At 56.8% G+C, this 23,140-nt stretch carries 15 protein-coding genes and 1 pseudogene; 9 read left to right on the top strand and 7 right to left on the bottom strand.

The window, feature by feature from the left end:
* Positions 1–27 precede the first annotated feature (27 nt).
* From MU521_RS15135 to MU521_RS21835, 4 genes are all read left to right on the top strand, one after another.
* Positions 28–2,217: a DUF4129 domain-containing protein gene (locus MU521_RS15135; RefSeq protein ID WP_092695271.1), complete on the top strand. Its 2,190-nt coding sequence runs from the start codon at positions 28–30 to the stop codon at positions 2,215–2,217.
* A 51-nt stretch (positions 2,218–2,268) separates the two neighbouring features.
* On the top strand, positions 2,269–3,291 hold the full coding sequence (locus MU521_RS15130) for a DUF1616 domain-containing protein (protein WP_092695272.1): 1,023 nt from the start codon (positions 2,269–2,271) through the stop codon (positions 3,289–3,291).
* A gap of 220 nt (positions 3,292–3,511) precedes the next feature.
* On the top strand, positions 3,512–4,837 hold the full coding sequence (locus MU521_RS15125; RefSeq protein ID WP_092695274.1) for a glycosyltransferase family 2 protein: 1,326 nt from the start codon (positions 3,512–3,514) through the stop codon (positions 4,835–4,837).
* Positions 4,834–5,700 carry a polysaccharide deacetylase family protein gene (locus MU521_RS21835; protein ID WP_092695276.1) on the top strand — a complete coding sequence of 289 codons (867 nt, stop codon included), beginning with the start codon at positions 4,834–4,836 and terminating at the stop codon, positions 5,698–5,700. Before MU521_RS15125 ends, MU521_RS21835 begins: the two co-directional genes overlap by 4 nt.
* On the opposite strand, the gene MU521_RS15115 is transcribed toward MU521_RS21835, so the two are convergent.
* The gene (locus MU521_RS15115) at positions 5,672–8,671 is read right to left on the bottom strand and encodes a LamG-like jellyroll fold domain-containing protein (protein ID WP_092695278.1); all 3,000 of its coding nucleotides are present in this window, start codon (positions 8,669–8,671) and stop codon (positions 5,672–5,674) included. The two genes, MU521_RS21835 and MU521_RS15115, sit on opposite strands and share 29 nt — an antisense overlap.
* A gap of 129 nt (positions 8,672–8,800) precedes the next feature.
* Here MU521_RS15115 and MU521_RS15110 point away from each other — a divergent pair, with 129 nt between their 5' ends.
* Both MU521_RS15110 and MU521_RS15105 read left to right on the top strand, forming a co-directional pair.
* On the top strand, positions 8,801–8,980 hold the full coding sequence (locus MU521_RS15110; protein WP_092695280.1) for a hypothetical protein: 180 nt from the start codon (positions 8,801–8,803) through the stop codon (positions 8,978–8,980).
* A gap of 331 nt (positions 8,981–9,311) precedes the next feature.
* Positions 9,312–11,225, top strand: a complete 1,914-nt coding sequence (locus MU521_RS15105) for a hypothetical protein (protein WP_139171193.1) — start codon at positions 9,312–9,314, stop codon at positions 11,223–11,225.
* Between the two features lie 158 nt (positions 11,226–11,383).
* Here the strand turns inward: MU521_RS15105 and MU521_RS15100 are convergent, their stop codons facing one another.
* From MU521_RS15100 to MU521_RS15090, 3 genes and pseudogenes are all read right to left on the bottom strand, one after another.
* Entirely contained in the window at positions 11,384–12,790 is a 1,407-nt protein-coding gene (locus MU521_RS15100) for an oligosaccharide flippase family protein (RefSeq protein WP_092695286.1), read from the bottom strand.
* A gap of 54 nt (positions 12,791–12,844) precedes the next feature.
* On the bottom strand, positions 12,845–13,735 hold the full coding sequence (locus MU521_RS15095; RefSeq protein ID WP_092695288.1) for a glycosyltransferase family 2 protein: 891 nt from the start codon (positions 13,733–13,735) through the stop codon (positions 12,845–12,847).
* 75 nt (positions 13,736–13,810) lie between these two features.
* Positions 13,811–14,446: pseudogene (locus MU521_RS15090) on the bottom strand (IS6 family transposase).
* A gap of 375 nt (positions 14,447–14,821) precedes the next feature.
* Between MU521_RS15090 and MU521_RS15085 the strand changes: the two are divergent.
* Both MU521_RS15085 and MU521_RS15080 read left to right on the top strand, forming a co-directional pair.
* Positions 14,822–15,919 carry a glycosyltransferase family 4 protein gene (locus MU521_RS15085; protein WP_092695290.1) on the top strand — a complete coding sequence of 366 codons (1,098 nt, stop codon included), beginning with the start codon at positions 14,822–14,824 and terminating at the stop codon, positions 15,917–15,919.
* 97 nt (positions 15,920–16,016) lie between these two features.
* The gene (locus MU521_RS15080; RefSeq protein ID WP_175452949.1) at positions 16,017–17,411 is read left to right on the top strand and encodes a sulfatase-like hydrolase/transferase; all 1,395 of its coding nucleotides are present in this window, start codon (positions 16,017–16,019) and stop codon (positions 17,409–17,411) included.
* A gap of 28 nt (positions 17,412–17,439) precedes the next feature.
* On the opposite strand, the gene MU521_RS15075 is transcribed toward MU521_RS15080, so the two are convergent.
* Together MU521_RS15075 and MU521_RS15070 are read right to left on the bottom strand one after the other, a co-directional pair.
* Complete coding sequence (locus MU521_RS15075) at positions 17,440–18,984, bottom strand: alkaline phosphatase family protein (protein ID WP_092695294.1); 1,545 nt, start codon at positions 18,982–18,984, stop codon at positions 17,440–17,442.
* Between the two features lie 23 nt (positions 18,985–19,007).
* The gene (locus tag MU521_RS15070) at positions 19,008–20,144 is read right to left on the bottom strand and encodes a glycosyltransferase family 4 protein (protein WP_092695296.1); all 1,137 of its coding nucleotides are present in this window, start codon (positions 20,142–20,144) and stop codon (positions 19,008–19,010) included.
* Between the two features lie 161 nt (positions 20,145–20,305).
* Here MU521_RS15070 and MU521_RS15065 point away from each other — a divergent pair, with 161 nt between their 5' ends.
* Entirely contained in the window at positions 20,306–21,580 is a 1,275-nt protein-coding gene (locus MU521_RS15065) for a sulfatase (protein WP_092695298.1), read from the top strand.
* Between the two features lie 5 nt (positions 21,581–21,585).
* Here MU521_RS15065 and MU521_RS15060 read toward each other — a convergent pair whose 3' ends face one another.
* A complete protein-coding gene (locus MU521_RS15060) occupies positions 21,586–23,121 on the bottom strand; it encodes an alkaline phosphatase family protein (protein ID WP_092695300.1) in 1,536 nt (511 codons plus the stop codon).
* Positions 23,122–23,140 lie beyond the last annotated feature (19 nt).

Raw genomic sequence — 23,140 nt, 5'->3', positions numbered from 1 at the left:
TTATCGCGGCGCGGACGTGTCTCCGCTGTGACCCCCGGGGACGAGGTGATCGATCGCACGGCCGCCGTGCTGCTGATCACAGGAATGGTGATCCTGCTCGCCGGCGTGAGCGTCGGCGTACTTGCTGGCGACGCTGCTCTCGCCGGCGATCGGGACACGGCATCTGGTCCGTCGGACCAGCGCGATCCCGCCGAAGTCAGCAGTGAGGGAAGCCTTAGTCCGGTCGAGCGCCAGCTCGCCCAGCAAGCGGCCGAACGCATCCGTAGCGGGTCGGTCAACCTGAGTGGGGGCGACTACGACCAGGTTCGCGACTCACTCGAAGACTCTCAGTACGGCGACCTGCTGGATAGATACGCCGAAGTCGCCTCACAGACGGGCAGCGAAAACCGCGCGGAGTTGCTGCGATCGCTCCGTGAGAACCAGCGCGAATACGCAGCCAGTGCCGACGCCTACTGGCGACTCTACGGCGTCTATAATGGAACCGCGAACCTCACGGATCGAGACAACCGGACGGCACTCACCGATCTGTCCTTTATAAATGGAACGAGCATGAACGCCTCGATCGCCGAGCAGGTGAACGCCTCCGAATCGAACGCTACGATACAGCCCGGGGACGTAGTCTCGTTCAACGACAGCCAGTACAAGCGACTGGCACGGGAACTCGACAACCGCTCCCGGCGTGCCGACGAAACGGGAACGGACCTGCTCCGCAATTACCGACTACTTCAGGAAAACAGCGGGACGAACTACTCCGACGCCATCGAATCAGTGCAGGAAAACCGAGAAGAGATCGTCGACACACAGCAAGTCGTTCGAGAAACCTGGTTGACCGTCGTCTCAATCACGGCAACCACGCAGAATCCCCGCGGGTCGTTCGTCGACCCAATCCGAATCGACGGACAGCTCACACTACAGAACGGGACAGCACTGGCCGACGAGCGGGTGCGGATGCGGATCGCGAATCAAACGTACCAGACGCAAACGAACGCGACTAGCGAGTTCACCGTCGACTATCGACCAGCGACGATACCGGTGAATGCCAGCACCGTCCCCGTTCGGTTCGTTCCCAACAGCACGTCGGAGTACACGAGTACAGAGACGAACGTTTCGGTCAACGTTACACAAGTCCAACCGACCGTCGACGTTGACGTTCGGCCAACGGACGTTCGGTTCAACGAAACGCTCACCGTCGACGGCTGGGTCGGACACGAGGACGCCGGCGCAGGCAACGTCTCGGTCGCCGTCGTCACCGACGGCGAATTCCTCGCAGTCAACCGAACCCGGTCGAACGGGACGTTCCGGACGAACCTATACCTGCCAGCGGCGGTGGATCCCGGCTCCCAGCAGGTCCGACTCGCGCTGTTGGCACGCGACCGGGCACTCGCGCCAGCGAACGGTACTGCCGCTATTCAGGTCGCCGAAACCCCCACCGAACTAACGGTCTCCGCGACACGGACTGACGGGCGATCGCTCCGTGTTTCGGGACGACTTGACGCCGAGGGGCAGGGTGGGATCGCCGGGCACGAAGTCCAGATTCGAGCGAACGGGACGACACTCGGGACGGCGACGACCGGTCCCAGTGGCCAGTTCCGGACGGCGATGGTCGTGCCAACGGAACTGCTCGAATCCGGTCTCAGCGATGCCGTGACGACACTGGACGTTCAGGCTGCCTACCAGGGAGACGGGACGAACCTCGAATCGTCCACCGCCGGGACGACTGCGACCATAACGCAAGCGGGGAGCCTGCTGTGGATCGGAGGACTCGTCGCCGGTGTGTTCGTACTCCTCGGAGGCTACCTCGGCTATCGCTGGTGGCGTCGTCGGGGACGCAATCGGGCCGCCGATCGACCGACGAGCATCGACGGGCCAACGGTGGGGGTGGCCGAAGGCAGCGATGGGAGCGGCGAGTCCCTGCTCGACATGGCACGTGAACAACTCACGGCCGGCCGACCGGACGCAGCCGTCGAACTCGCGTACACCGGACTCCGCCGTGACCTCGAACGTCGGTCGGGGATCGAAGAATCCGCGACCCACTGGGAGTTCTACCACCAGTATCGTCGGGACGGCGACGAGAGCAGCGTCGAAACGCTCCGACGCGCAACGGAACTGTACGAACGAGCCGTCTTCGCCTCGCGGTCAGTTTCAGCCGATTCAGCAGCCGAAATCCTCGACACCCTGGACGATATCGGTTCCACCAGTCGCTCGGCCGACGATTGAACGCTCGTCATATCAAGAGGCTTTTGACACCCACCGGACAAGGACCACTTAATGGCTACTGGGGACCGACTCCGACTTCTCCTCCCTCGACAAATCCGGGAACTCCCGGCGGATCTCGGAGCCGCACTCGCGGTTCTCCTCGTGACGGATCTGTTCGTCCTCGTACCGGTGCTGAACGAGACGCCGCTGCGTGTCGTCCTCGGCCTGCCGCTCGTGTTGTTCGTCCCCGGGTACGTCTTTATCGCCGCGCTGTTTCCCGAAGCCGGCGAATCGCCGGCTGATTCCGAGAGCGACCCCGACGCGACGGACTCAGAATCGTCGGGCATCGACGGAATCGAACGCGTTGCTCTCTCGTTCGGGCTGAGCATCGCCATCGTCCCGCTGATCGGCCTCGTGTTGAACTTCACGCCGTGGGGGATCCGGCTCGTCCCGATCCTCATCGGCCTAAACGGCTTCACGCTGGCGGCGACAGCCATCGCCGCACGACGCCGCTGGGCACTTCCAGAGTCAGAGCGCTTCTCGGCCCCCTACCGCGAGTGGGTCGTAGCTGGCAAAGCAGAGTTGTTAGAACCGGATGGCCGGGCTGATCTCGCGCTAAACGTGCTGCTGGTCCTGAGCGTGATGTTAGCGTTCGGAAGCGTCGCCTACGCCGTCACCGTTCCCAATCAGGGCGAGCGCTTCACCGAGTTTTACTTGCTGACCGAGAACGAGGACGGGGAGTTAGTCGCCGACGACTATCCCACCGAGTTCACCGTCGGACAGTCGAAACCGGTCGTCGTCGGGATCGGCAACCACGAACACGGGACCGTCGAGTACACCGTCGTGTCGATGTTACAGCGAGTCGAAACGAGTAACAACTCCACACGGGTGATGGAACAGCGCGAACTCGGACGATTCAGTGCGACGGTCGAGGACAACAAGACCGTGCATCGGACGCGCCAAATCGAACCGACGATGACCGGCCAGCGACTGCGACTGGCGTACTTACTCTACAGGGACAGTCCGCCGGCCGAACCGTCCGTCTCGAACGCCTACCGGGAAACCCACCTCTGGGTCAACGTCTCAGCGGGCTAATACGAGAGTTCGGCCGTCGAATGTCGTCTTGTGATAACGGACAGTTATTCGCTCATCGGGAGAAGTCAGTCCTCTAGGTTTGTGTCGGCGAGGACGTGACTTTGCGGAGGCCAGACCGTAATCACTATTACTCAACTCACGATAACAAAGAGGCGAGCGGTGGATCCACACACTGACATCTCGGGAGGCAGAGTCGGCATGGATCCGATAACTTGAAATTATGGACAGTCTCGATGAAGAATCAAGCGCTGACACGTCGACCCCCCGTAGCGACCGCCCTCTCGTCGCCATTCCGACGACAGGCAACAGCGACGCTATCGCCGGCCTCATACTCCGTGCACGTGACCGCGGTCACGACGTCGTCGTCGTCAGTGACGAAAGTCGTTATCACGAATCGCTTGCCTTCGCGGACCGTTTAGATGCTGCGATCGTTACTGTCGATCGGCAAGATGACGAAGCAGAACGCAAAAAAAGACTGCGACAATACGCCAAACAACACGGTTTCCCCGGGGTAATCTACCACGAAGATCCAGGTGAACCAATCGATTTCGAACGTAGTTCGACGATATTCAGAGAGAGCAACACGTATCTGGTCGAATCACAGAACAGTTCTCGAATAGAGAGCAAGCCGACCGTTCTCGCAGCGATCCCGGCATACAACGAAGCGTCTACTATCGACACAGTCGTCAAGCAAACCGCCAACTACGTCGACAAGGTGATGGTCATTGACGACGGGAGTGACGACGACACGGCTGCTGCCGCTCGGGAGGCCGGGGCGGTGGTCATCGAACATGAGCAGAACAGAGGATACGGAGCCGCACTGAAGACAGCCTTTCGGCAGGCCGAGCATAGCGGCGCCGCACATCTAGCTGTGCTCGACGGCGACGGGCAACACGACCCGGCGGACATCCAGCGAATGGTCACCCACCAGCAACGGACCGATGCTGAAGTCGTAGTCGGCTGTCGGTTCGACGAGGCGGCGGAGACGGATATCCCACTGTATCGGCGATTCGGAATCGGGGTTGTGAACCTCCTGACGAACCTCAGTCTGGGCGTCGTTCGGCCGTCGTCTCGGGTCAGAGATACCCAAAACGGGTTTCGGGCCTACGACCGCCGTGCGATCAAATCGCTGGCTGCCGACGAGACACTCGGCGACCACATGGGAGCGAGTACGGACATCCTCCATCACGCACACGCCAACGACTACGATATCGAAGAAGTAGGGACAACAGTCGACTACGATGTCGAGAACGGAAGCAGTCACAGTCCGCTACAGCACGGTCTGACGCTGGTGAGCAATCTTCTGACCACCATCGAACGGGAGCGACCGCTGCTCGTCCTCGCGATCCCGGGGTTCGTCGTCTCCTGTATTGGTATCGGCTTCGGATACTGGACGTTTGCGAATTACATTAACACCACGACGTTTCCCCTCGGACTAGCCGTCACGTCGGTCTTTTTCACGCTCTCCGGGATTTTTTCGGTATTCACGGGCATAATCCTCCACGCACTCAAACAGCATCTCCGCGCAATCGACACGGGGTTATGACCCTGTCATCGTCCACCCTCTACGATTGGCCTGACGACCGCCGTGTCTACCTGACCGTCGACTTCGAGTGTGACTTCGGAACCGCGCTCAAGGAGAACCGGTACCAGTCCGTACAGGAGGTCGGTACACTCGTTTCTCTTATCGAGCAGTTCGACGTTCCACTTACCTGTTTCGTTCAGACTGAAGTTCTCGATCACCATCCAGAGATGGTCGAACGTCTTCGTGAGGCCGCCGTCCCAGTGACGTTTCACCCTCACTCTCACACTCACCGCCCCCGAGACGAAACATCGATTTCCGAAGAGATCGAACGAAGTACCGAACGATACCGTGACTACTTCGGAGAACGGCCCGTCGGCTACCGGTTCCCGAACGGAAACGTTCAGCCGTCGGACTACGAGTTATTAGCCGAGCACGGATACGCGTTCGACGCCAGCGTCTTCCCCTCGTGGCGACCCGGCCACTTTGACAACACAGGTGAACCGTCCCGTCCCACGTACCACGCCGATTACGACCTCTTCGAGTTGCCGTTCACGGTGTACTCGAACCGTCTCCGAATTCCGACTGCCCTCTCGTACTGCCAAGTCATCGGCTGGCCCTACACTTCGCTCCTGTCGTATTCTTCCCCGTCTGTCCTCGTGTTGAATATCCACATGCACGACCTCGTGAAGCCGCCAAGTCGGAGCGACCTACCGCTCCCGTATCGGTTGCTCTACTCGCGGAATGCCCGCGGTGACCGAACGCTCACAGATCTGCTCTCGGTGTTCTCTGAACGCGGCTATACGTTCGACACACTCGATAGCGCCCACTCGAAACTCCGCGACCGTGCAGGTTCGCTCAATCCTTCGGTGGGGCCGTCCGATTGAGGACCGCTCGGTCGTACACCCTGAGGTCGTCAATAAGAACCGGTGCTGCTTGTCTCGGGCTCCCATCCGATCCGATGTAGAGTCGTTCGAATCCGTTTATCGACCGGCCCGGCGTCTCGGAGACGGAAACGAGTTTCCCGTCAACGTACAATTGTAGTTCATTCTTTTCTGCACTGTATACGACCTTCACCCGGGTCCAGTTCGAGAATCTCTCTCGCCCTATCCCGAAGTTTCGGGTGTTCGCGTCATTGATGTCGAGTCTCGCCCCGAAGTCACCGGCCTCATCGCGCGCCCAGACACCGAACGATGCATTCGGCCCTTGGAATTGGAGGACGGTCGGGAAGGATGCTCCATCCCTGGTGAGATTCCCACGTAGGTGCATACTGACGGTGAACGAGTCGTTTTCAGTAACAAGCGGCGGTATGTCTTCGACAGTGACGTGACTGGTTGGTTCCATAAGCGCGAGTGCTTGTCCGTCATCAGTACGTCGTTCGATCCGTGACGTGGCGTTGATTCGGCCGTGATATCCGCCGACGGTCTCGGCGGTATAATTCGGGTGATACTTCCCGTCGAAATCGTAGTGAGCGACGGCCCCGGAATCTGAGCGGCCTATGACGGCCTGTGGCATGAGAATTGCTTGCTCGTGGATCTGTTCGCTCGTGACCGTTCGATTGCTTTCGTCTCCAGCGTAGGTTCCCGAGTAGGGGACACGAACGCTGTACCAGCCGTCCGGACCAGCGTTCGGTCGCCGCTCGTAAGTGATCGTCTCGTTGGAGACGGTGACATCCGTCGACAGTGTCACTGGTCCGTTCGTTTCACGCTGATCGACCAGTGTCGCTGTTTTTGCTGGACGGAAAACCCGATACTCTGACCCCTCGTCTAGATACACTAGACGGAAATCGGACAGGCCTCGAGCCGAGTCAGATGCGCTTCCGAGTTGTTGGTGTAATCTGGTCTGTAGCGAAGAGTCCCGAAAGTCAGCCGAGACTGGCCCCATTACGACATACGTGTTCGAACTCTGATCACGAAGCCGATTCGCCCACGATGTTGCATCGGTTGCTGCCAGAAACTCAGCATAGTGCTCCTGGGCGTATCCATAGCTCCCGTAATCTCCGCCGACTATGAAGTTGTAGAACCGGTTCTGACCCCACTGGCTGAACACGTATGTGTCTCCGTCTTGATCGGCGGACGCTTCCGCGAGCCACTCTCCGACCTCGTAACTCTCCCCGTCTATCGCCAGTTGCTGTGTCTTTATCGGAGTCTGGATGATTCCGATACCCCCAACCAACAGGAAGAGCATGACTAACGCGAGTACTATATTTTTCGACTGTCGTGTCGGCCGCCAACTCAAATCCTCCGAACCAACAGCCTTCTTGTAAGCGAACGGTCGAGGTGGCTCGGCGATATCGACCCACTCCGCGAGATGGACAAAGCCGAGGGCAGCAAAGACGGAAGCGAAGACCGCCAACTGAGCTGCGAACCGTATCTGGATAGCGGCAGCCAACACAAAGAAAAACCAAGCGTACACCGAGAGGAAGGTCCAGCCGGCCTCACCGTCGTCCCTCGCCTGCCAGACGCCCCAGACCATGTATGGAAACGCAAGAAAGAGCGTGAACCCAAGCAGCAGGATCGGCCCCGTGACAACGCCCAGCTGACCGCTGAACAGGGAGAGTGTTTCTGCGATGTTGGTCTCGTTCGTTCGCGAGAAGTATGCAGCGAGGTCGCCCAACACCGTCTGAAACTGTGGGATAGCTGCCCAGACCACACCGAATATGAGTGTACCGACCCCCACTTCGACAAGCGCGACCTGCCGAGTCCCATAGCCCGACTTCGAGAGCCGCCAGGCCAAACCGACGGATACCACCCCGAAGAACGCTATCAGCGTCGGGATGAGTGCCCTGACGAGCGTTCCCCACTCTACCGCCACGTGTACCGCGAGGGTGAGGACGGCGGCCACCGCCAGCGCACCCAGCAGACCGCGGTTCGCTTGCAGCGGATTCCGCCCTGCCTTCAGATCACCCAGCGGAAGGACGAACAGACAGATCCCCAGTGGGACGAGCAGTATCGGGCCACCGTGCCACGCGTATATCTGCCCGAAGATACCGAGGACGAGCATCGTAAGGCCTGCAGTCGTTCGATCAGGCAGCCCGATATCACGGGTCGTCCCGGCCGTCACGACGAGACCGTACACCGTGGCCGCAAGCCAGACGTAATCGAACGCGTGGTGGTCTGCAAACCCGAGCGACGTTCGATACGCGTGCGCCGGCGTGACTGCGAGCAAGCAAACGGCCGCCAGGGCAACGCGCCTGTCACCGGAGACTCGGATGGCGATGCCATACACAAGCCCGGCGACGACGACACCAGCGACGACGGGATACCACGCTAGCACCTGTCCGACCGCCTGCTCTGTTCCACCGAACAATGCGGATATCCACCACAGGACAGTGAGAGTTAACGGTTCTCCAGTCCGGACCACGTCCGGTAGCGCCGCCAGCGCTGTCGGGTCAAACGCCGGATGCCCGTCGAGAAGTGAGCGGACCAGAAATCGACGCCGATACGGATCGTTCCCCGTGAGAACGATCCGCCCGTCGCGAAAGACCGCGCCCAAGGCGAACACGACTCGCATCAGCGCGACAAAGAGGAGACTCGCCACGAATGGCCCGGCAGCACGCCAATCGATATCCAACAGGTCCGACACGGTACTCGATTCGTCTGTTTCCTCCGGTGAATCAGGCTCGGATCGCCCCTCCAGTGCAGCCGCGACGGCAGCCCTGTCGACTAACCGGTATGCTCCGTCGTCCTTCTCGACGATACCACGCGAGACGATTTCACCGAAAAGTCCGGAATCGACTGCTATATCCTCGAACTCCCAGGCCCCGTCCTCGTCGACATCGTGTATCTCCGCCAGGGCCTCCCGCGCCTCTGGTCGTTCGGAGAGGAGGGTGTCCAAGGCCTCTCTCACGTCGGACATGACTGTTACCTCTCGAAAGAGGTGGCCCGGTTGTAGGTGTGACGATTACTCCGTACACCGTCTGGATCTCCTCGTCGTGTTCTGTTCGACACCCTGGTTCTTATTTAGACGGCGAGACGATAACTCTGTATGGATGTGGCACTCGACGACGACCTCCCCGACCGCCTCTCCAAACGAGCCGAGATCGCCGGTTTCGACTCGACCGAAGCGTACGTAAACGAACTTCTCCGGACGGTCCTCAATGAACTCGAAGAAGATCGGGAGCAGAACGATGTTGAGGACCGACTCGAGGATCTGGGGTATCTATAACGTCGGCTGTGGTGAACTGCCAGACGTAACGTAGTCCACGTTTCAGAGACGTTGCATGCTGTTGTGATAACATCCGAGAGGACGAGTTCAGAAAGAATATACCGTAACCATAGATGAACTATTCTATGGCTTACCGACGTGGTGTTTTGGCTGCTATTTTATCATCAGTGGTGGCCGGCTGTAGCAGTCTTCTGGAACGGACATCAAACGAGACCGCCACAGAAACGCCATCCTCCACTCCACAACAAGAGACGCCAGTCAATGACGAGTCACCAGAGGCAATTGTTGGCGAAAACACAGCTGTAAGCGAATCAACTACTGTAATAAACGAATGACTGGAAAGGTCCTTTTCAACGGCGGAGACGCACTGAGTGAAACCAACCTAGCCGAAGTCGCAGCGAAACACAATCAGTCGGATTATGTCGAACGTGGTCTCAGTCTTTCCCCGAGTTGGTCAACTAATGAACTCCAAATCGGCAGAGGCCATGCAGTAATCCGCGATGAGACGTTGGCCTACGATATTTTCCCGGACGAGCAAAGCGGCTCTGATGCGCTCTTGTTGCCCAACAGTAACGGGCAAAATTATGTCTACCTGACGTTCGACCCTGACGCGGCCGATCCAGACGAGTCAATTACGTATGAGATTAGGGGCAATAATACACCGCCATCGACACCGTCACTGCTCGTCGCGACTGCCGATACGTCTACCGACGACGTGATTGAACAGAATCGTGCTCCTGACGCGAAGTTCGAAGCACTCCAAACAGATGAAGGAAACATCGGATCCCATCACTATCTCGACGCAAATCTTAGCGCCTCTGAGATCCAGGAAGCGCTTGATAATGCTCAACCCAGAACAGATGAGCTTGGCATTGGTATCGTTAATGGCCGGAATCAAGAATTTATCCTGTCCAATCCTATCGAGATTCCCTCAAACGTTTACCTCTATAATATTCGCGTCAAAGCCGCTGAGGGAAGTAATACAGACCTCATCAAGTCAAAGAATTTCGACTCGCTCACTGGATCGAATACAGGAACCATCCAGAATGGTGCGAAATTCAATATCGGGCTTGTAAACGTTTTCGTCGACGGTAACAAGGCGAACAACGCCGCTGGCACTGGCGTCCAACTCTACGCCAAACAGACGTACATCGATAATCTACGGATTGACAATTGTGCAGACGTGGGCATTTACTCGGAGATGGGACAGGGGACAACCACTCCCGCCAATCATCTCGACCAGCCTGAAGCCATCATCGGCTCACTGTTCGTCGGGTACTGTGACGGCGATAACATCGTGTGGCGCGGCCCCAACGACTCGGTCGCCCGCGAGATTCTCTCACATCATAGTGGTGGACGACCATTCACACTCGAACAGAAAACTGACGAGTTCACCGGTACGGGATTTCGTGTCGCGTTTCTGCATTGTTACGCCAGCACAGACGGTATCTATCTCGGCACGCCCACTTGGGCCGACCAGATTTACGGCGACGGTGTTGATGTAACGCTTGACTCCGGATTTAATGTGAACATCAATCACATCACAGTCAAATCAGGAGGGTCACTGGAAATCAACTCAGGTGGATTAATTAATAGCATATATGCCAATGGCGACAAGGTGGAATCGTTACCAGCCGTATTATTCAATGGTCCCATTAAAGTTGGCATTGTTGACCTGTCTGGGTTCGGCAACGACGGTCTCGTTGTGGACAGTAATTCTGTTCATATCGGTGGTGGCCGGTCTGTGAACAATGGTGGTTATGGTCTTCGACTTGGAGACACAACGAATGTTGAGGGGGGTCACTTCTCGCTTGATGACCTCAATAAAAACGATAATGCAGCTGTTCTCTACAATGGCGGCGAATACAACGAATTCGAACTCCAGTCTTTCATCTCCAGCGGCCACACCGGATGGGATACCACTGACGGCCAACTACCGCAGCCGACAGACGACGCGAGTGTAATACTTTGGGGCAGAGGAGACGGCATCGGACAGACAAAAGACCGTGGGTTGTCTAAATTTGACGGCGATGGGACTACGAAGGGGTTCACAGTCAACCATAATCTCCTTGGCAGTCCGTCAAACGTCCAAGTCACATCAGCTTCTACTGGGTCCAGTGTAGACAGTTTCCGAGTTATTGATATAACGGATACAACGTTTGACGTATGGTTCAGTTTTGCCCCGCCATCTGGCACTGATAACGTCCAATTGTTTTGGGAAGCATCTGTGGACGGACGTCAGTGATCGGACGTAAATCCAGCAGTTCAGTGAACTATGCTGGATAGAAAAATGGTCTGTCTCGGGGTCTTTCCACGAGAATACCGGACGAATGCCCCCCAGTCACATCAGTAAGTTGTCCATGAACTCTAACACAGCGGATCAGAATTGCGGCTTAAGGACCACTATAGTATTTCCCCAGCGAGTTCTTGAATCGTTTGGCGTGTCTGTTTCGGGGCGGCAACTAAAACTAGGTACACCGCTACACCAAAGACTATTAGAGCGGCTAGACTGACCACACTCTCGGCTGGGACGATCTGCTTCATACCCAAAACGGCAGCACCCATCCCGACAGAGGCGAAGCAGACCATCAAGAGTTGCCACCAATCAATTTTGATGGTGATGACTTTGCTTAAATAATATGCAATGAGTGCTGACATCGACGCGAATGCCGTCGACGTCGCGATTGCTGCGCCGAGTAATCCGAATTCCTGTACAAACACTATATTCAGGAGGATGTTTAAGATAATGAATACGAACACTGCCTTAGCGTTGTCTTTGGGACGATCAATTCCGAAAAGTACCTCACCGAGAACATCTTTGAAACCCTCAAAAATGCGACCACACATCAGTATAACCAGCGGAGTCGCAGCAGCCACGTACTCGGTCCCGAATCCAACCTGAATAAGTTCCTGGCCGACCACTAAGGCTCCGACTCCTGCCGGGACGATCAATACGATAGCACCGGTGACCGCATTCGGAATGAGCGATTCGATAGTGTTCATCTTGTCGCGTGCGTGAGACTCGCTGACTGTCGGGAATATTGTTTTGCCGATCGATTTTGCCAGAATCGTCGTGAAGCCGGAGATACGCCAAGCAACTTCATAGATTCCGACAAAAGATTGTCCGAGAAATAATCCGATAACCAATGTATCGGTCCAATTATATAATCTCCCACCCGCGTCGGCGACGAAATTAAACTTTGCGTACTCCACGAGTGAATAAGCCGCGTTCATCGTCGGCCAACCCAGGTCAACAGATAGGTGAGTTAGAAGCCAAAGGCTTGTTACACCCCAACTCACGATCAGGGCGACTACCAGCCCCAGTACCCCAAAACCCATATATATCAAGCAGATACCCGATGTAACTAGTACAATACGCTGCAAAAGTCGGCCTGATGCGGCGGTATCGACATCTGCCTGGCCTTCGACTGAAACGATTAAGTATTTTTCAAACTGAGAAATCACTATTGCGAGGAGGAGATAGTGACCTACCTGAACACCAATATATGAATTTACGTACGGGAGTAAAATTGCTATAATTGATAGAATTATGACTAGTGGTATCAGACTCAAACAGAGGCCAGTTAGAAATACATCTGGTTCACCCTCACTAATCCGCTTTTTCACCGCGCCACCGATTCCTAACCCAGCAACAAAATTGGCGAGGTTTACTAGGCCGAGAAACAGGACATATGAACCATACCCGTTAGAGCCAAGAGCTCTAGTGAAATAGACGAATGCAATGATACTTGCGAAGTTTGTTGCAATTTGAGACGAAAATACTTGAACGACAGTTCTCCGTAGACTCATTTTGATATATATCTATGTTGGCTAGTTCTATTTGGAATATAAATATAGTAAACTTTACTCAGACAAATAGTTCCCATCATAGAAAAGATCTTCACCTCGATTTGATAGACGACTTCGATCAATCGTAATACCACGTTGTTCCTCAAGTTCAGCCAATGACACTGATTGGTTACTAATTGACTGATCTAGTGCGCCCATCTGCCGATATTCTTCTGATAGTCCAGTGTATCGGCCACGGCTTATGGCGATTAGAAAGGCAAATAGGGAAGCGCACAATCTAAACAAGTTTGTCCTTGGTTCTCTCCGAATATTTCTTAACGAATAGCTTAGAAAACTCCAGAATGAGATTCCTGACCGGAAATCTACCACGATAATATTAAATACATTTCGAATGTGTTCTCGTAATCTGTAGTCCTCACGCATGACTTCATAAAAGGGCTCGTGATCTAGCCAAATGATATTGTCATTAGCAAATAATCGGCGCCAAAGGTCCCTGTCCTCGCCATATCCTAAACTTCGATACGGGTATCGTAGTAGAAGATCCCTTGACGCAATATTAATCGATTTGCCTTTTAAGTATATTTGATCATCAATTTGGCTATCAATCTGCTCAAACACCTCTACAAAATCTAAGATCCCTTCCGAATATTTATCATCAAGATCCATCGACTCTAGAATATAATCACCTTCAGCCTCTCGGAACGATTGATTTCTAGCTTCAGCCAGATTATTGTTACTGCCATCTACCACTCTCAATTGTGAATTTTCTGCTTCGAGCTTATTAAGAGTCTCTAAGCTACCGTCTGTAGACCCATCGTCGACAATGATAATCTCGAACCGATCATCAAGTTGATCGGCAACACTCCTGAGGGATTCTTCAAGTGTATCATCGTTATTGAGATTACACATTGCCACCGTGTACTCAACATTATTGTTCGATCCCATTCCTGTACGTTGTTCGTTAAGCAGAAACCTGCTGTTACTCAGGCATATATCTTATCATCTTCTCTATGGTAGTGTTCAGATTAGGTGATTCCATGCGAAGGCGAATGATTGGAGCCAGTCGTCAGCTGTGTCTCGGTCGGCGTTGCTGAAACAGTTTGAGAACGAAGAGGTACGGCGTTTTACCTCACGAAAGATACGTTCGACGCTGTTTCGATTTCCATGGCGTTCGTATCTGAAATCGAGGCCGTGTCGCTGGCAGGCGTCTTTCAGCGGTGCTGCACCGTCAACGAGAAACACAGCGTCGTCAACGTCGTGTTTCTCGCGGAGTTCGGCAAAGAATGCGCGAGCGATAACGTTTGTTCTGGTCGGTTCAAGCTTTGTATGGAGTAATTCGTTTGTGTCGGGATCGACCGCAGCGTACAGCCAGTATTGCTCGTCGTTGAGTCGGATCACGGTCTCGTCGACCGCAACGTGATCCGGACTGCATCCAGTTTCGGGCTGTAGATCTGCCTTATGAACCCAATTATGTACGGTGGATCGCGCTCGCTCGACACCGAATGTATAAAGAATCTAAACTGTATTCGAAAGCGAGAGTCTAGCGAGGTGCAACTGAATACCGATCTTCATCAGCAGTCGCGGTGTCGCCTCGCGTTCAACAAACGCTAAGTCGATCTGGTCGATACTCTCGCCGAGGCGTGTGTTTTCGGGCATAGGCACTCAGAAAACACACCGCCTCGCTATTCATCCTTATCTGAACACCGCCTTCTCTATATATGATAATCTTCCTTGAGATGTGCATTGCCAATCTCCGACGGGTGCAGCCTGGAGTTTGTATTGTTCATTATCGGCTGTTAGTAGGAATCTATCATGTGTTATTCAAACCCTGGTGGTCATTCAAGCCTGTTGAGGGTATTGGCATAGATCCCTAAGGCTGTCGAGTAACGACCGTATGACTTGGGCCATCAATCCAAGATTTTAATATATTTGTTTAAGACTTTATCCCTTAGTGAACTACCAATCTTGACTGCTTCGACGTAAGAACCGGAACAAAAAAGCCGGACGCAGGGGACCCTTTCGTACTAGTCTATGCACGTCGGAGTAAGCGGGCGGACCTTTACGGTCGAAGAGCCGGGTGGAGCCGTCCGAGTCGGTATGACCCACGCCAAGCGACTTCCCACCAACGTCGACCGGACGACCGTGTTCGGGCACGACTCGCTCCGGGAAGCGGCCCAAGAGTATACCGTCGAGAGCACGGGTTTTTACGCGCAATCGTTGCCGTTCGGGATACTCTGGGAGCAGGCGCTCTTCCCGACGCTGGCGGCGCGATCTGGCGTCGATATCGGCTTCTTCCCGAACACTCTCTGCCCGCTTCGGCCGACCGAGTTTCCGGTCATCGTGATGATCCACGGCGTTCCCGAGTACCGCGGATTCGGGTCAGATCGCTACGTCGCCTTCCGGAAGCGCCTGTTACCTCGGGTCGCGAGTAGGGCGGACCACATCGTGACGGTTTCCGAGTTCTCGAAGCGCCAGATCGCCACTCACTTGCCGGTCTCGTCGGCAGATATCAGCGTCGTCTACAACGGCATCGGCGACCGGTTTCTGGGCGACGCCACCGGTGACGCGACGCTACAACTCCCCGAACCGTATCTCCTCTACGTGGGTGCACAGAGCGAACGAAAGAACTTCGCCGGCGTTTTGCGGGCGTTCGAGCGGTTCAAGCAGACCCACGACACGGACCATTCGCTCGTCGTCGTCGGCCCCTCGCAGAACGCCACGTATGACGTACTGGACCCCGAAGAGTTCTCCCCCTCTACTGCGGATGCGATATGCCAGCCCGGATACGTCTCCGACGAGGAACTGCGATACGCGTACGAAAACGCCGCGCTATTTCTCTTCCCATCCCGATACGAGGGGTTCGGACTCCCGCCGCTGGAAGCGGCGGCTGTCGGGACGCCCGTCGTCTCCTCGCGGGTGGGTGCGATTCCGGAGATCCTCGGCGAGACCGCGGAATACGTCGACCCTGACGACCCGTACGACATCGCAGACGGTGTCTGGCGGATGCTCCAGCGGACGGACGACGAACAGGTCCGCGCCACCGCGGAGGCCCTCGGAGAGTATACCTGGGCACGGGCGTCCACGCGGTTGACTGAGGTGCTTCGCGATGTATTCGAGGGCGCGTCCTAACGGCGCGTATCGGTTCTGGCTCCCGCGAACTCGGCCGGTCCCGACTAGCCGTTCCAAGCGGTGCTGTTTTATGGGTCATCCTCGGAAGGATACGGTAATGAGCGACCGTGCCGAGAACTGTATCCTCTACGTTTTCGACAGCCTCCGGTACGATGCGGTTGCGGAGTCAGATACCGAAACTCCTGCGATGGACGGCCTGTCCGAGAACGGAGTCAGCCTCACGAACGCCTGGGCCCAGGCGACCTGGACGTACGCCTCGTCGGCTTCCATCTTTTCGGGCCTGTATCCGACCGCACACGGGTGTCATCAGTACGCCGATTCGCTCACGCCGGAGATGCCCCACCTGGCGGACCGCGCCTCGAAAGCGGATATCACGAGCGCCTGTTTCTCCACTACCTACGGCGTCTCGCCGGAACGGGGATTCGAACAGGCCTTCGACGAGTTCTATCACTTCGGCACCGATGGCGACCCAACCAAACCGGGGCTTATGGAGAAACTGAACGATGCACTGCTCCCGTGGGTCGAGGACCACGCGGACGATCGGTTCTTCGTCGTAGTCTGGGCGATGGGTACGCATCACCCTTATCTCACTCCGGACGACGTCGACGAACCGATGGCTCCGGTGGAGAGCCACCCCGACAGAGACGGGACCGCTCGTTCGATGCAGGAGCGACCCCGTACACAGGTCGATACAGTGCGTCGACATTACAAGCGTGCTGTCTCGCACTCGGACGAGAAACTCGGCGAACTCGTCGATGTGCTTCGTGATAACGGGTGTTACGACGATACCGAAATGGTCGTCACCGCCGACCACGGAGAGGTTTTCGACGAACACGCCCGGATGGAGTTCGCTCACCCGTTGGTCAAGTCGGTCTCCTCCCTCCTGCTCCCCGCCGATACGCGTCGGCGGTTAGGATTGTTCGAACCCTCCGCGTTCGTCGGTCACCAGGCGATTTTTCCCACAGACGAGTTGATCCACGTTCCACTGATCTACAAGCCAGGATCGGACCGCTGGACCGACCTCGACGTTGACGACGAAGCGCTCGTCGAGTTAGTTGATCTGCTTCCGACAGTACGAGCATCGCTCGGTCTGGACGTTCCGGATGCGGTACAGGGTGCTGATATGACATCGCTTCTGACAGACGCACCGAAGCGGTTCGTTCACTCGACGACGCGTATCCACGGCGGTCCACTCACCTTCCAGTCCGTCGGAGACGGGGAGTTCAAATACATTCGAAAACACCTCGCCACGTCGGACTTCAGCCGAGACCATGTCGAGAGAGCGATCCAATCTGTGATCAACTACCTCTTCGGCAGCCGAACGCTACTGCTCCGTGACGACTCTCCCGTTTCTGATCCGGCGGTCGAAGCCGAACTCCGCACTGCGCTCCGAAAACACAACGAGGACAGCCGTGAGGTTTCGTTCGACGGGCTGCGGTTCGAAGTCGACGAGGACACGAAGTCCGCTCTCGAAGACCTAGGGTATCATTGATCGGGAGACGCGGAACAGGTCCACGACATCACTCCAGATATCCGATCTGCTCCAGACGGTCTTTGACCTCGTCGTCGAGCTGGTCGGTGCCGTTGCCCCGATCCGTCAGCGGGTCTCGTGTGGTAACTGAACGCGTTCCAGTGTCACTGTCGGACGCGAAAATTTCGGTTACGGGTCGCCCGTCCATATCGTTCGGCACTCTGTAACCGAGCCAGTGGAGTATAGTCGGCGCAATATCCGTAATCTGGATCTCACCGAAGTTCCCCGGCTCGATATCCGTCCCGTAGAACAGTGCGAGACCCGACGGTACGTTTTCGCCTCGCCAGTTCGTCGGCGCGGACATCGTTTCGTCTTGGCCCATGGCCTCGCTCGTGTGGACACCTTCTCGTTGGTCGAAGATCAGGTCCGGTGCAGAGTCGACGCAATCACCTTCGTACAGGTCTTCTCTCCGGTGGATATCGCGAGCGATGGGATCGCCGGTGATGCCGGTTGCCTCTGCGAGATCGGATTCCAGCGAATCGAGGATTCTCTCGCGCTCGGCCTCATCGTCGGCGACCACGTAGATGAGGCCCTGACCACTGCCGATCGCTGTCGTGTTCTCCCAGTCGACCATCTTGAGTTTCTCCTCTCGGACGACGCCTTCGTCGCTCGGGAACCGTTCGATGACCGCTCTGGGGACGAGCGGCCGGATCCGCTTTTCGAGTCCGAGCGTCCGAACGACGTTCGCGATGCGTTCCTGTGTGATACCAAAGTCGTGTAGACGCGAGGTGAGCGAGGTTTCGGTCGCAAGATACCCGTGTTCCTCAAGCCAGTTGTTGACGTAGAACACTGTGTCGATCTCGGTGCACCCGTGGTCCGACATCAGGACGATGTCGTGGCCAGAATCGATGAACGATCCGAGCTCCTCGTCGATGATTTCGTACGCACGCCGCGTCTCGAGTGCGTCGTAGAAGTAGTGCTGTAACACGTTGAGGTGGAACAACGTGACGTGTAGGAAGTCGACATCGCGCTCTTCGAGTAGATACTGTGCCGTTCGGAGGCGAGTTCGAAGCAGGTCGTACACCATTTCGACCTCTTCGTCGGCGTCCTCGTTGGAAGTGAGGACGTTCGGCGGGTGGACCCTGTAGTCGAACTGGTCTTCGAGTTCCTGCTGGAGTTCGGCGGGGACGGTGTAGTCGTCCTCGCGGGAGCGTGGACCGCCGGCGACCATGGCGTCGTCGATCTGTCGGGGTGGATAACTCATCGGGAGATTGACCACGGCCGCGGACTCACCGCCGTCGTTCAGGTAATCCCAGAGTTCGGGACTCTCGAAGTCCGTCGCGTCTGGAAGGTGCATCGACTGGTCCGTGGTGTCGATCCGCTCCCACCAGTAGACACCGAGCTTGCCGGGATTCTTTCCGGACGCGTAGCATTTCCAGTTCGGGCAGGTGACCGGCGGCAGGTGGCTCCGTGAGACTCCCCATGCACCCCCGTCCCGGAGCCGGCCGAAGTTCGGCAAAGTTCCATCGGCTATCCACGGCTCTATCAGCGGCCAGTTCGAGCCGTCGAGGCCGATAACGATGGTCTTGGTCATGGTAATCCTCTTCCCGACCGCTGTCAAAGACGCTTTTGCTTCCCCGCCCTCGCCGCCATCTTCTCCGTCAGCACTTTACGCTCGGCCTCGGCTGCGTCGGAAATATCGTAGCGTTCGGCCGTCTGGTGTCCCGATTTCGCTATCCTTCGTTGTTCTTCCGGGGCGTTCAGTACGCTCGACAGCCGCTCGGCCAGTGCTTGGCTATCGTCTGACGGGACCGTATATCCGTTTTCGCCGTCGATGAGGTAGTCACGAACGCCTGGCACGTCGGTCGACACTACGACACATCCGCTAGCCATGGCCTCGAGGTTCGTGAGTCCGAACCCCTCCATTCGAGTCGGGAGGACGTAGCAAAACGCCTCCTCGAACAGATCGTGCTTTTCCGATTCGGAGACGTAGCCGACGAACGACACTGTCGAGAGTGTCAGTTCGTTAGCGAGCCCCTCGAGATACTCGCGCTGCGGTCCGTCCCCGGCGATTATCAGCTCTCTCTCGACTACCGTCCGTGTCTCGACGATTTTCCAAGCACGCAACAGCATCTCGACGTTCTTTCGAGGAGTCAACTCACAGAGTGACAGCACCGGCCCGTCAGGACTGAACGCGTATTCGAAACGTTCGGTATCGATACCGTTGGTGACGACTGTAACCTCTCCGGCGTTTTTCCGAACGAGACCCGAGAGCCGCTCCTTGGTCGATTCGGAGATCGTCAGGATGTTCGACCCATCAACAAGACGATACATCTGCTCGCCTACAATTGTTCCGATTTGCGTGATCGGATGGTCCTTGTTCTGAAACGCGCTCAGCCCGTACACCGCGTGAACCTTAGTTATGAGCCGGTCGCTGTCGGCTGCGTACGCGTAGAGAAAGGGGAACGGAGACGCATTATCGTAGACGAGATCGGGTTGGATCGCACTTCGGACTCGCCGATACGCGGGTATTCCCTTCAGGAAGAACGTGGCCTTCTCGGCGAAAAACGAGTCCGGCGTCGATAGATGGTGGTACGTGATATTCTCGACGTCCGGGGGATCGTCCCCTTCCGGACAGAGAAAGTGGACGTTCCAGCCGTTCGCCGCCAGATGGGTTCCGACGTTCCAGACGACCTGTTCGGCACCAGTATGTCGATAGGGTGGTGCTTTACTGAGAAATAGGATTGTCGGCATTCGTCTGTGGTCTGTCGTATCACCGTGAAAAACATACCGTAATCGGCCGTAGTCTACCTTCGTCGTCCCGAAACTGAACGAATCCACTCGTCGGGCCGTCGAACGCGAGCCGACACAACCGCTTCTTAAGAAATATTACGCTGGGCGTCGTCCTCACGACAATGCCGGACGGCTGGGACAACATCGTACTGCTCACTGCCGATGCACTTCGAGCGGATCACCTGTCCTGTTACGGGTACGACCGAGAAACGACTCCGGAACTGGACGAGTTTGCGGCTGACGCGCTCCGATTCACTGCGGCACATAGCGTCAGCTCACACACTCGTGAAGGGGTTCCAGGGCTACTAACCGGTCAGTATCCCGATGGAGCCATCGACGAGAGCTATCACCTCGTCTCAGACTCGCTGGCCGCGACACTATCTCGATCCGGTTTCGCGACCGGCGGCTTTCACTCGAACCCCTACGTTTCGCGTGCCTACGATTACGACGTGGGCTTCGATACCTTCGACGACGACCTGCACCTCGGGCAGAACAAACTGATCGCACTCGCTCAGCGCGCCCTCGACAAGCTCCGTAACCGCCACTACGCCCGGGCCGACGAGATTAACGACCGGGCACTCAGCTGGCTCGATTCACTCGACGACCGGCCGTTCTTCCTCTGGAACCACTATATGGACGTCCACGGTCCGTACGAACCGCCAGAACCGTTCGAGAGTCGGTATCTGGACGGACAGCTGTCCGCGTCCGACGCACAGTCGCTCTTTCGACGCGCGATCCGTGACCCAAACTCTATTACAGACGACGAGCGCCAAACGCTTCTCGACTTGTACGACGCCGAAATTGCGTACAACGACCACCATATCGGGCAGTTCCTCGACGCGCTACGCGAACGCGGACTCCTCTCGGAATCGCTTGTCATCTTCACTGCGGATCATGGGGAAGCGTTCGGGGAACACGGCTACTACAGCCATCCCCGATACCTCGACGATGAACTCACTCACGTGCCAATGTTGCTGTCGACTCCCGAAACGAACGGCACTGTCGTCGAGACGCCGGTGAGTACGATCGACATCGTCTCGACGGTTCACTCGGAGCTCGACCTCGGACCGTCCGACCTCCCTGGCAGGTCGCTCTTGGCGGTCGGTGACGGCGATGCGGACCGCGCTGTCTACCAGCAGGCACGAGGAGAAGGCGACGACGCGAACCGCCGTCGGTACGCAGTCCGGACGCGAGACGAAACCTGCCGGTGTTCGGTCGACGAAACGTCCGGCGATCTGACGTTCGACGATGTCGGCGACGATTCGCTCCGAGACCGTCTCGAAGCGTATGTCACCGACCGCCTTGCTAACTGCTCGGACGCAGACTCGTCCGATACTGACCGTGTAACCGACGACACGATCGAACGACGCCTCGAAGCGCTCGGCTACAAAGATTGACCGCCTCAAAACCCATCCAGCGACTGGGCTACATCACGGATCCGGCCGAGTTCTGCAGACTGCCTGTCCATCGTTCGTCGCTCGACGGTCCGCTGACTGGCCGCCGACTCTCCGTCGAAGACATCGATCCGGACTTCGCCGTCCATGTCTGACGGGACCGGGAGTCCGTGGAGGTGAAGCAACGTCGGTGCGAGGTCAAGAATCGAGAGGTCGGCGACCTGCCCGGTCGTGAAAGACGGGCCGTGCGCCGCAAACAGGCCGTGGAGTTTGTTTTCCGCCTGCCATCCGGTCGCATCGGTCGTGGTGAAGATTTCCTCGTGGCCGACAGCGCCGGAAATGTGGACTCCATCTGCCTGCTCGATTATCAGATCCGGCGCTTCGTCGAGATACTGGCCGTGATACACGTCTTCGCGGTCGTGGACCGTCTCCACCACGGACCGTCCTCGAGTGTCAGTTAACGACTCGAGCTGTGTTCGTATCTCGTCACGGAGCCGGTTGTATCGCTCATCGTCCCGATTCAGAAGGAGATACACCGGACCCTGGCCACTGGCGAGAGCGACCGACTCATCCCAGTGGACGTTGCGCATCTTGCTTTCGCGGTTGACTGTGCCATCACTGGCGGGTAAGTGGTCGAGTACCCACTGAGGAGTGTGCTCCGCGGCGAAGTTTCGTAAGTTCAGGGTTCCCGCGACCTTGCCGATCCGATCACGGTTTATTCCCAGTGACAACAGCCCCCGCGAGAGTTGGTTGTCGAGTTCGAGATATCCCTGTTCGGCCAGCCACGTATTGATGTTGAAGACGGTCTCTATCTCTGTCGATCCGTGGTCGGACATCAGAACGATATTCGTCTCGTTGTCCAGGTAGTCCCCGAGATGCTGGTCAACAATCCGCCACGCCTCTAGCGTCGCATCGTCGTCCCAGAGATAGTGGTGTAAGGAGTTGATGTAGAACGTCGTGACCTGCAGAAACGCGGGCTCGAACTCCTGACAGAGGTGTTTCGCGGCCTCAAATCGCTGGTCGATCAGTGCCAAGATCTCTTCGACCGCGGCATCGCGCTGGTCTTTGAGCTGGTGACGTTTCGTCACACGATAGTCGAACTGCTCGTTCAGCTCCGCCTCGACGGATGGCGGATAGGCGTAGTTTCTGTTTTCGCCGTCGGGTGCTCCCGAGACCAGGAAGCCATTCACCGGGCTCGCCGGGTGCGTGGTCGGAACGCCCAGAACACCGGCTGATTCCTTTCTCCCGATGTGATCCCAGTAGGCCTCGTGTATATGCTTTCGGTGCGATGGATAGCTCACGCGCTGTTCGTCCGTATCGATGTTCTCCCACCAGAAGATCCCAAGTTTCCCGGGATTCTTCCCCGTAGCGTAGGCCTTCCAGTTTGGGGAGGTTACCGGCGGGAGGACGGACTCCAGATCCCCAGAGATGCCTTCCGAAAGGACTCTCCGCACGTTCGGCAACTCACCGGACTCGACCCACGGCGTGATGAGCTCGAAGTGGGCACCATCAAGGCCGAAGACGACCGTCTTCGGGGTGTGCATGTCTCAAGAGTGCGGCGGA

Source organism: Halorientalis regularis (assembly GCF_023698535.1).
Lineage (GTDB): Archaea > Halobacteriota > Halobacteria > Halobacteriales > Haloarculaceae > Halorientalis > Halorientalis regularis.
Note: the sequence above shows the minus strand (reverse complement) of the source record. Positions and strands in the feature narration are given on the sequence as shown.

Bases quoted from the DNA above. Each gene is read 5' to 3' on its own strand.
- MU521_RS15130 (WP_092695272.1), top strand. From the start codon at position 2,269: ATGGCTACTGGGGACCGACTCCGACTTCTCCTCCCTCGACAAATCCGG.
- MU521_RS15125 (WP_092695274.1), top strand. From the start codon at position 3,512: ATGGACAGTCTCGATGAAGAATCAAGCGCTGACACGTCGACCCCCCGT.
- MU521_RS21835 (WP_092695276.1), top strand. From the start codon at position 4,834: ATGACCCTGTCATCGTCCACCCTCTACGATTGGCCTGACGACCGCCGT.
- MU521_RS15115 (WP_092695278.1), bottom strand. From the start codon at position 8,671: ATGTCCGACGTGAGAGAGGCCTTGGACACCCTCCTCTCCGAACGACCA.
- MU521_RS15110 (WP_092695280.1), top strand. From the start codon at position 8,801: ATGGATGTGGCACTCGACGACGACCTCCCCGACCGCCTCTCCAAACGA.
- MU521_RS15105 (WP_139171193.1), top strand. From the start codon at position 9,312: ATGACTGGAAAGGTCCTTTTCAACGGCGGAGACGCACTGAGTGAAACC.
- MU521_RS15100 (WP_092695286.1), bottom strand. From the start codon at position 12,790: ATGAGTCTACGGAGAACTGTCGTTCAAGTATTTTCGTCTCAAATTGCA.
- MU521_RS15095 (WP_092695288.1), bottom strand. From the start codon at position 13,735: ATGGGATCGAACAATAATGTTGAGTACACGGTGGCAATGTGTAATCTC.
- MU521_RS15085 (WP_092695290.1), top strand. From the start codon at position 14,822: ATGCACGTCGGAGTAAGCGGGCGGACCTTTACGGTCGAAGAGCCGGGT.
- MU521_RS15080 (WP_175452949.1), top strand. From the start codon at position 16,017: ATGAGCGACCGTGCCGAGAACTGTATCCTCTACGTTTTCGACAGCCTC.
- MU521_RS15075 (WP_092695294.1), bottom strand. From the start codon at position 18,984: ATGACCAAGACCATCGTTATCGGCCTCGACGGCTCGAACTGGCCGCTG.
- MU521_RS15070 (WP_092695296.1), bottom strand. From the start codon at position 20,144: ATGCCGACAATCCTATTTCTCAGTAAAGCACCACCCTATCGACATACT.
- MU521_RS15065 (WP_092695298.1), top strand. From the start codon at position 20,306: ATGCCGGACGGCTGGGACAACATCGTACTGCTCACTGCCGATGCACTT.
- MU521_RS15060 (WP_092695300.1), bottom strand. From the start codon at position 23,121: ATGCACACCCCGAAGACGGTCGTCTTCGGCCTTGATGGTGCCCACTTC.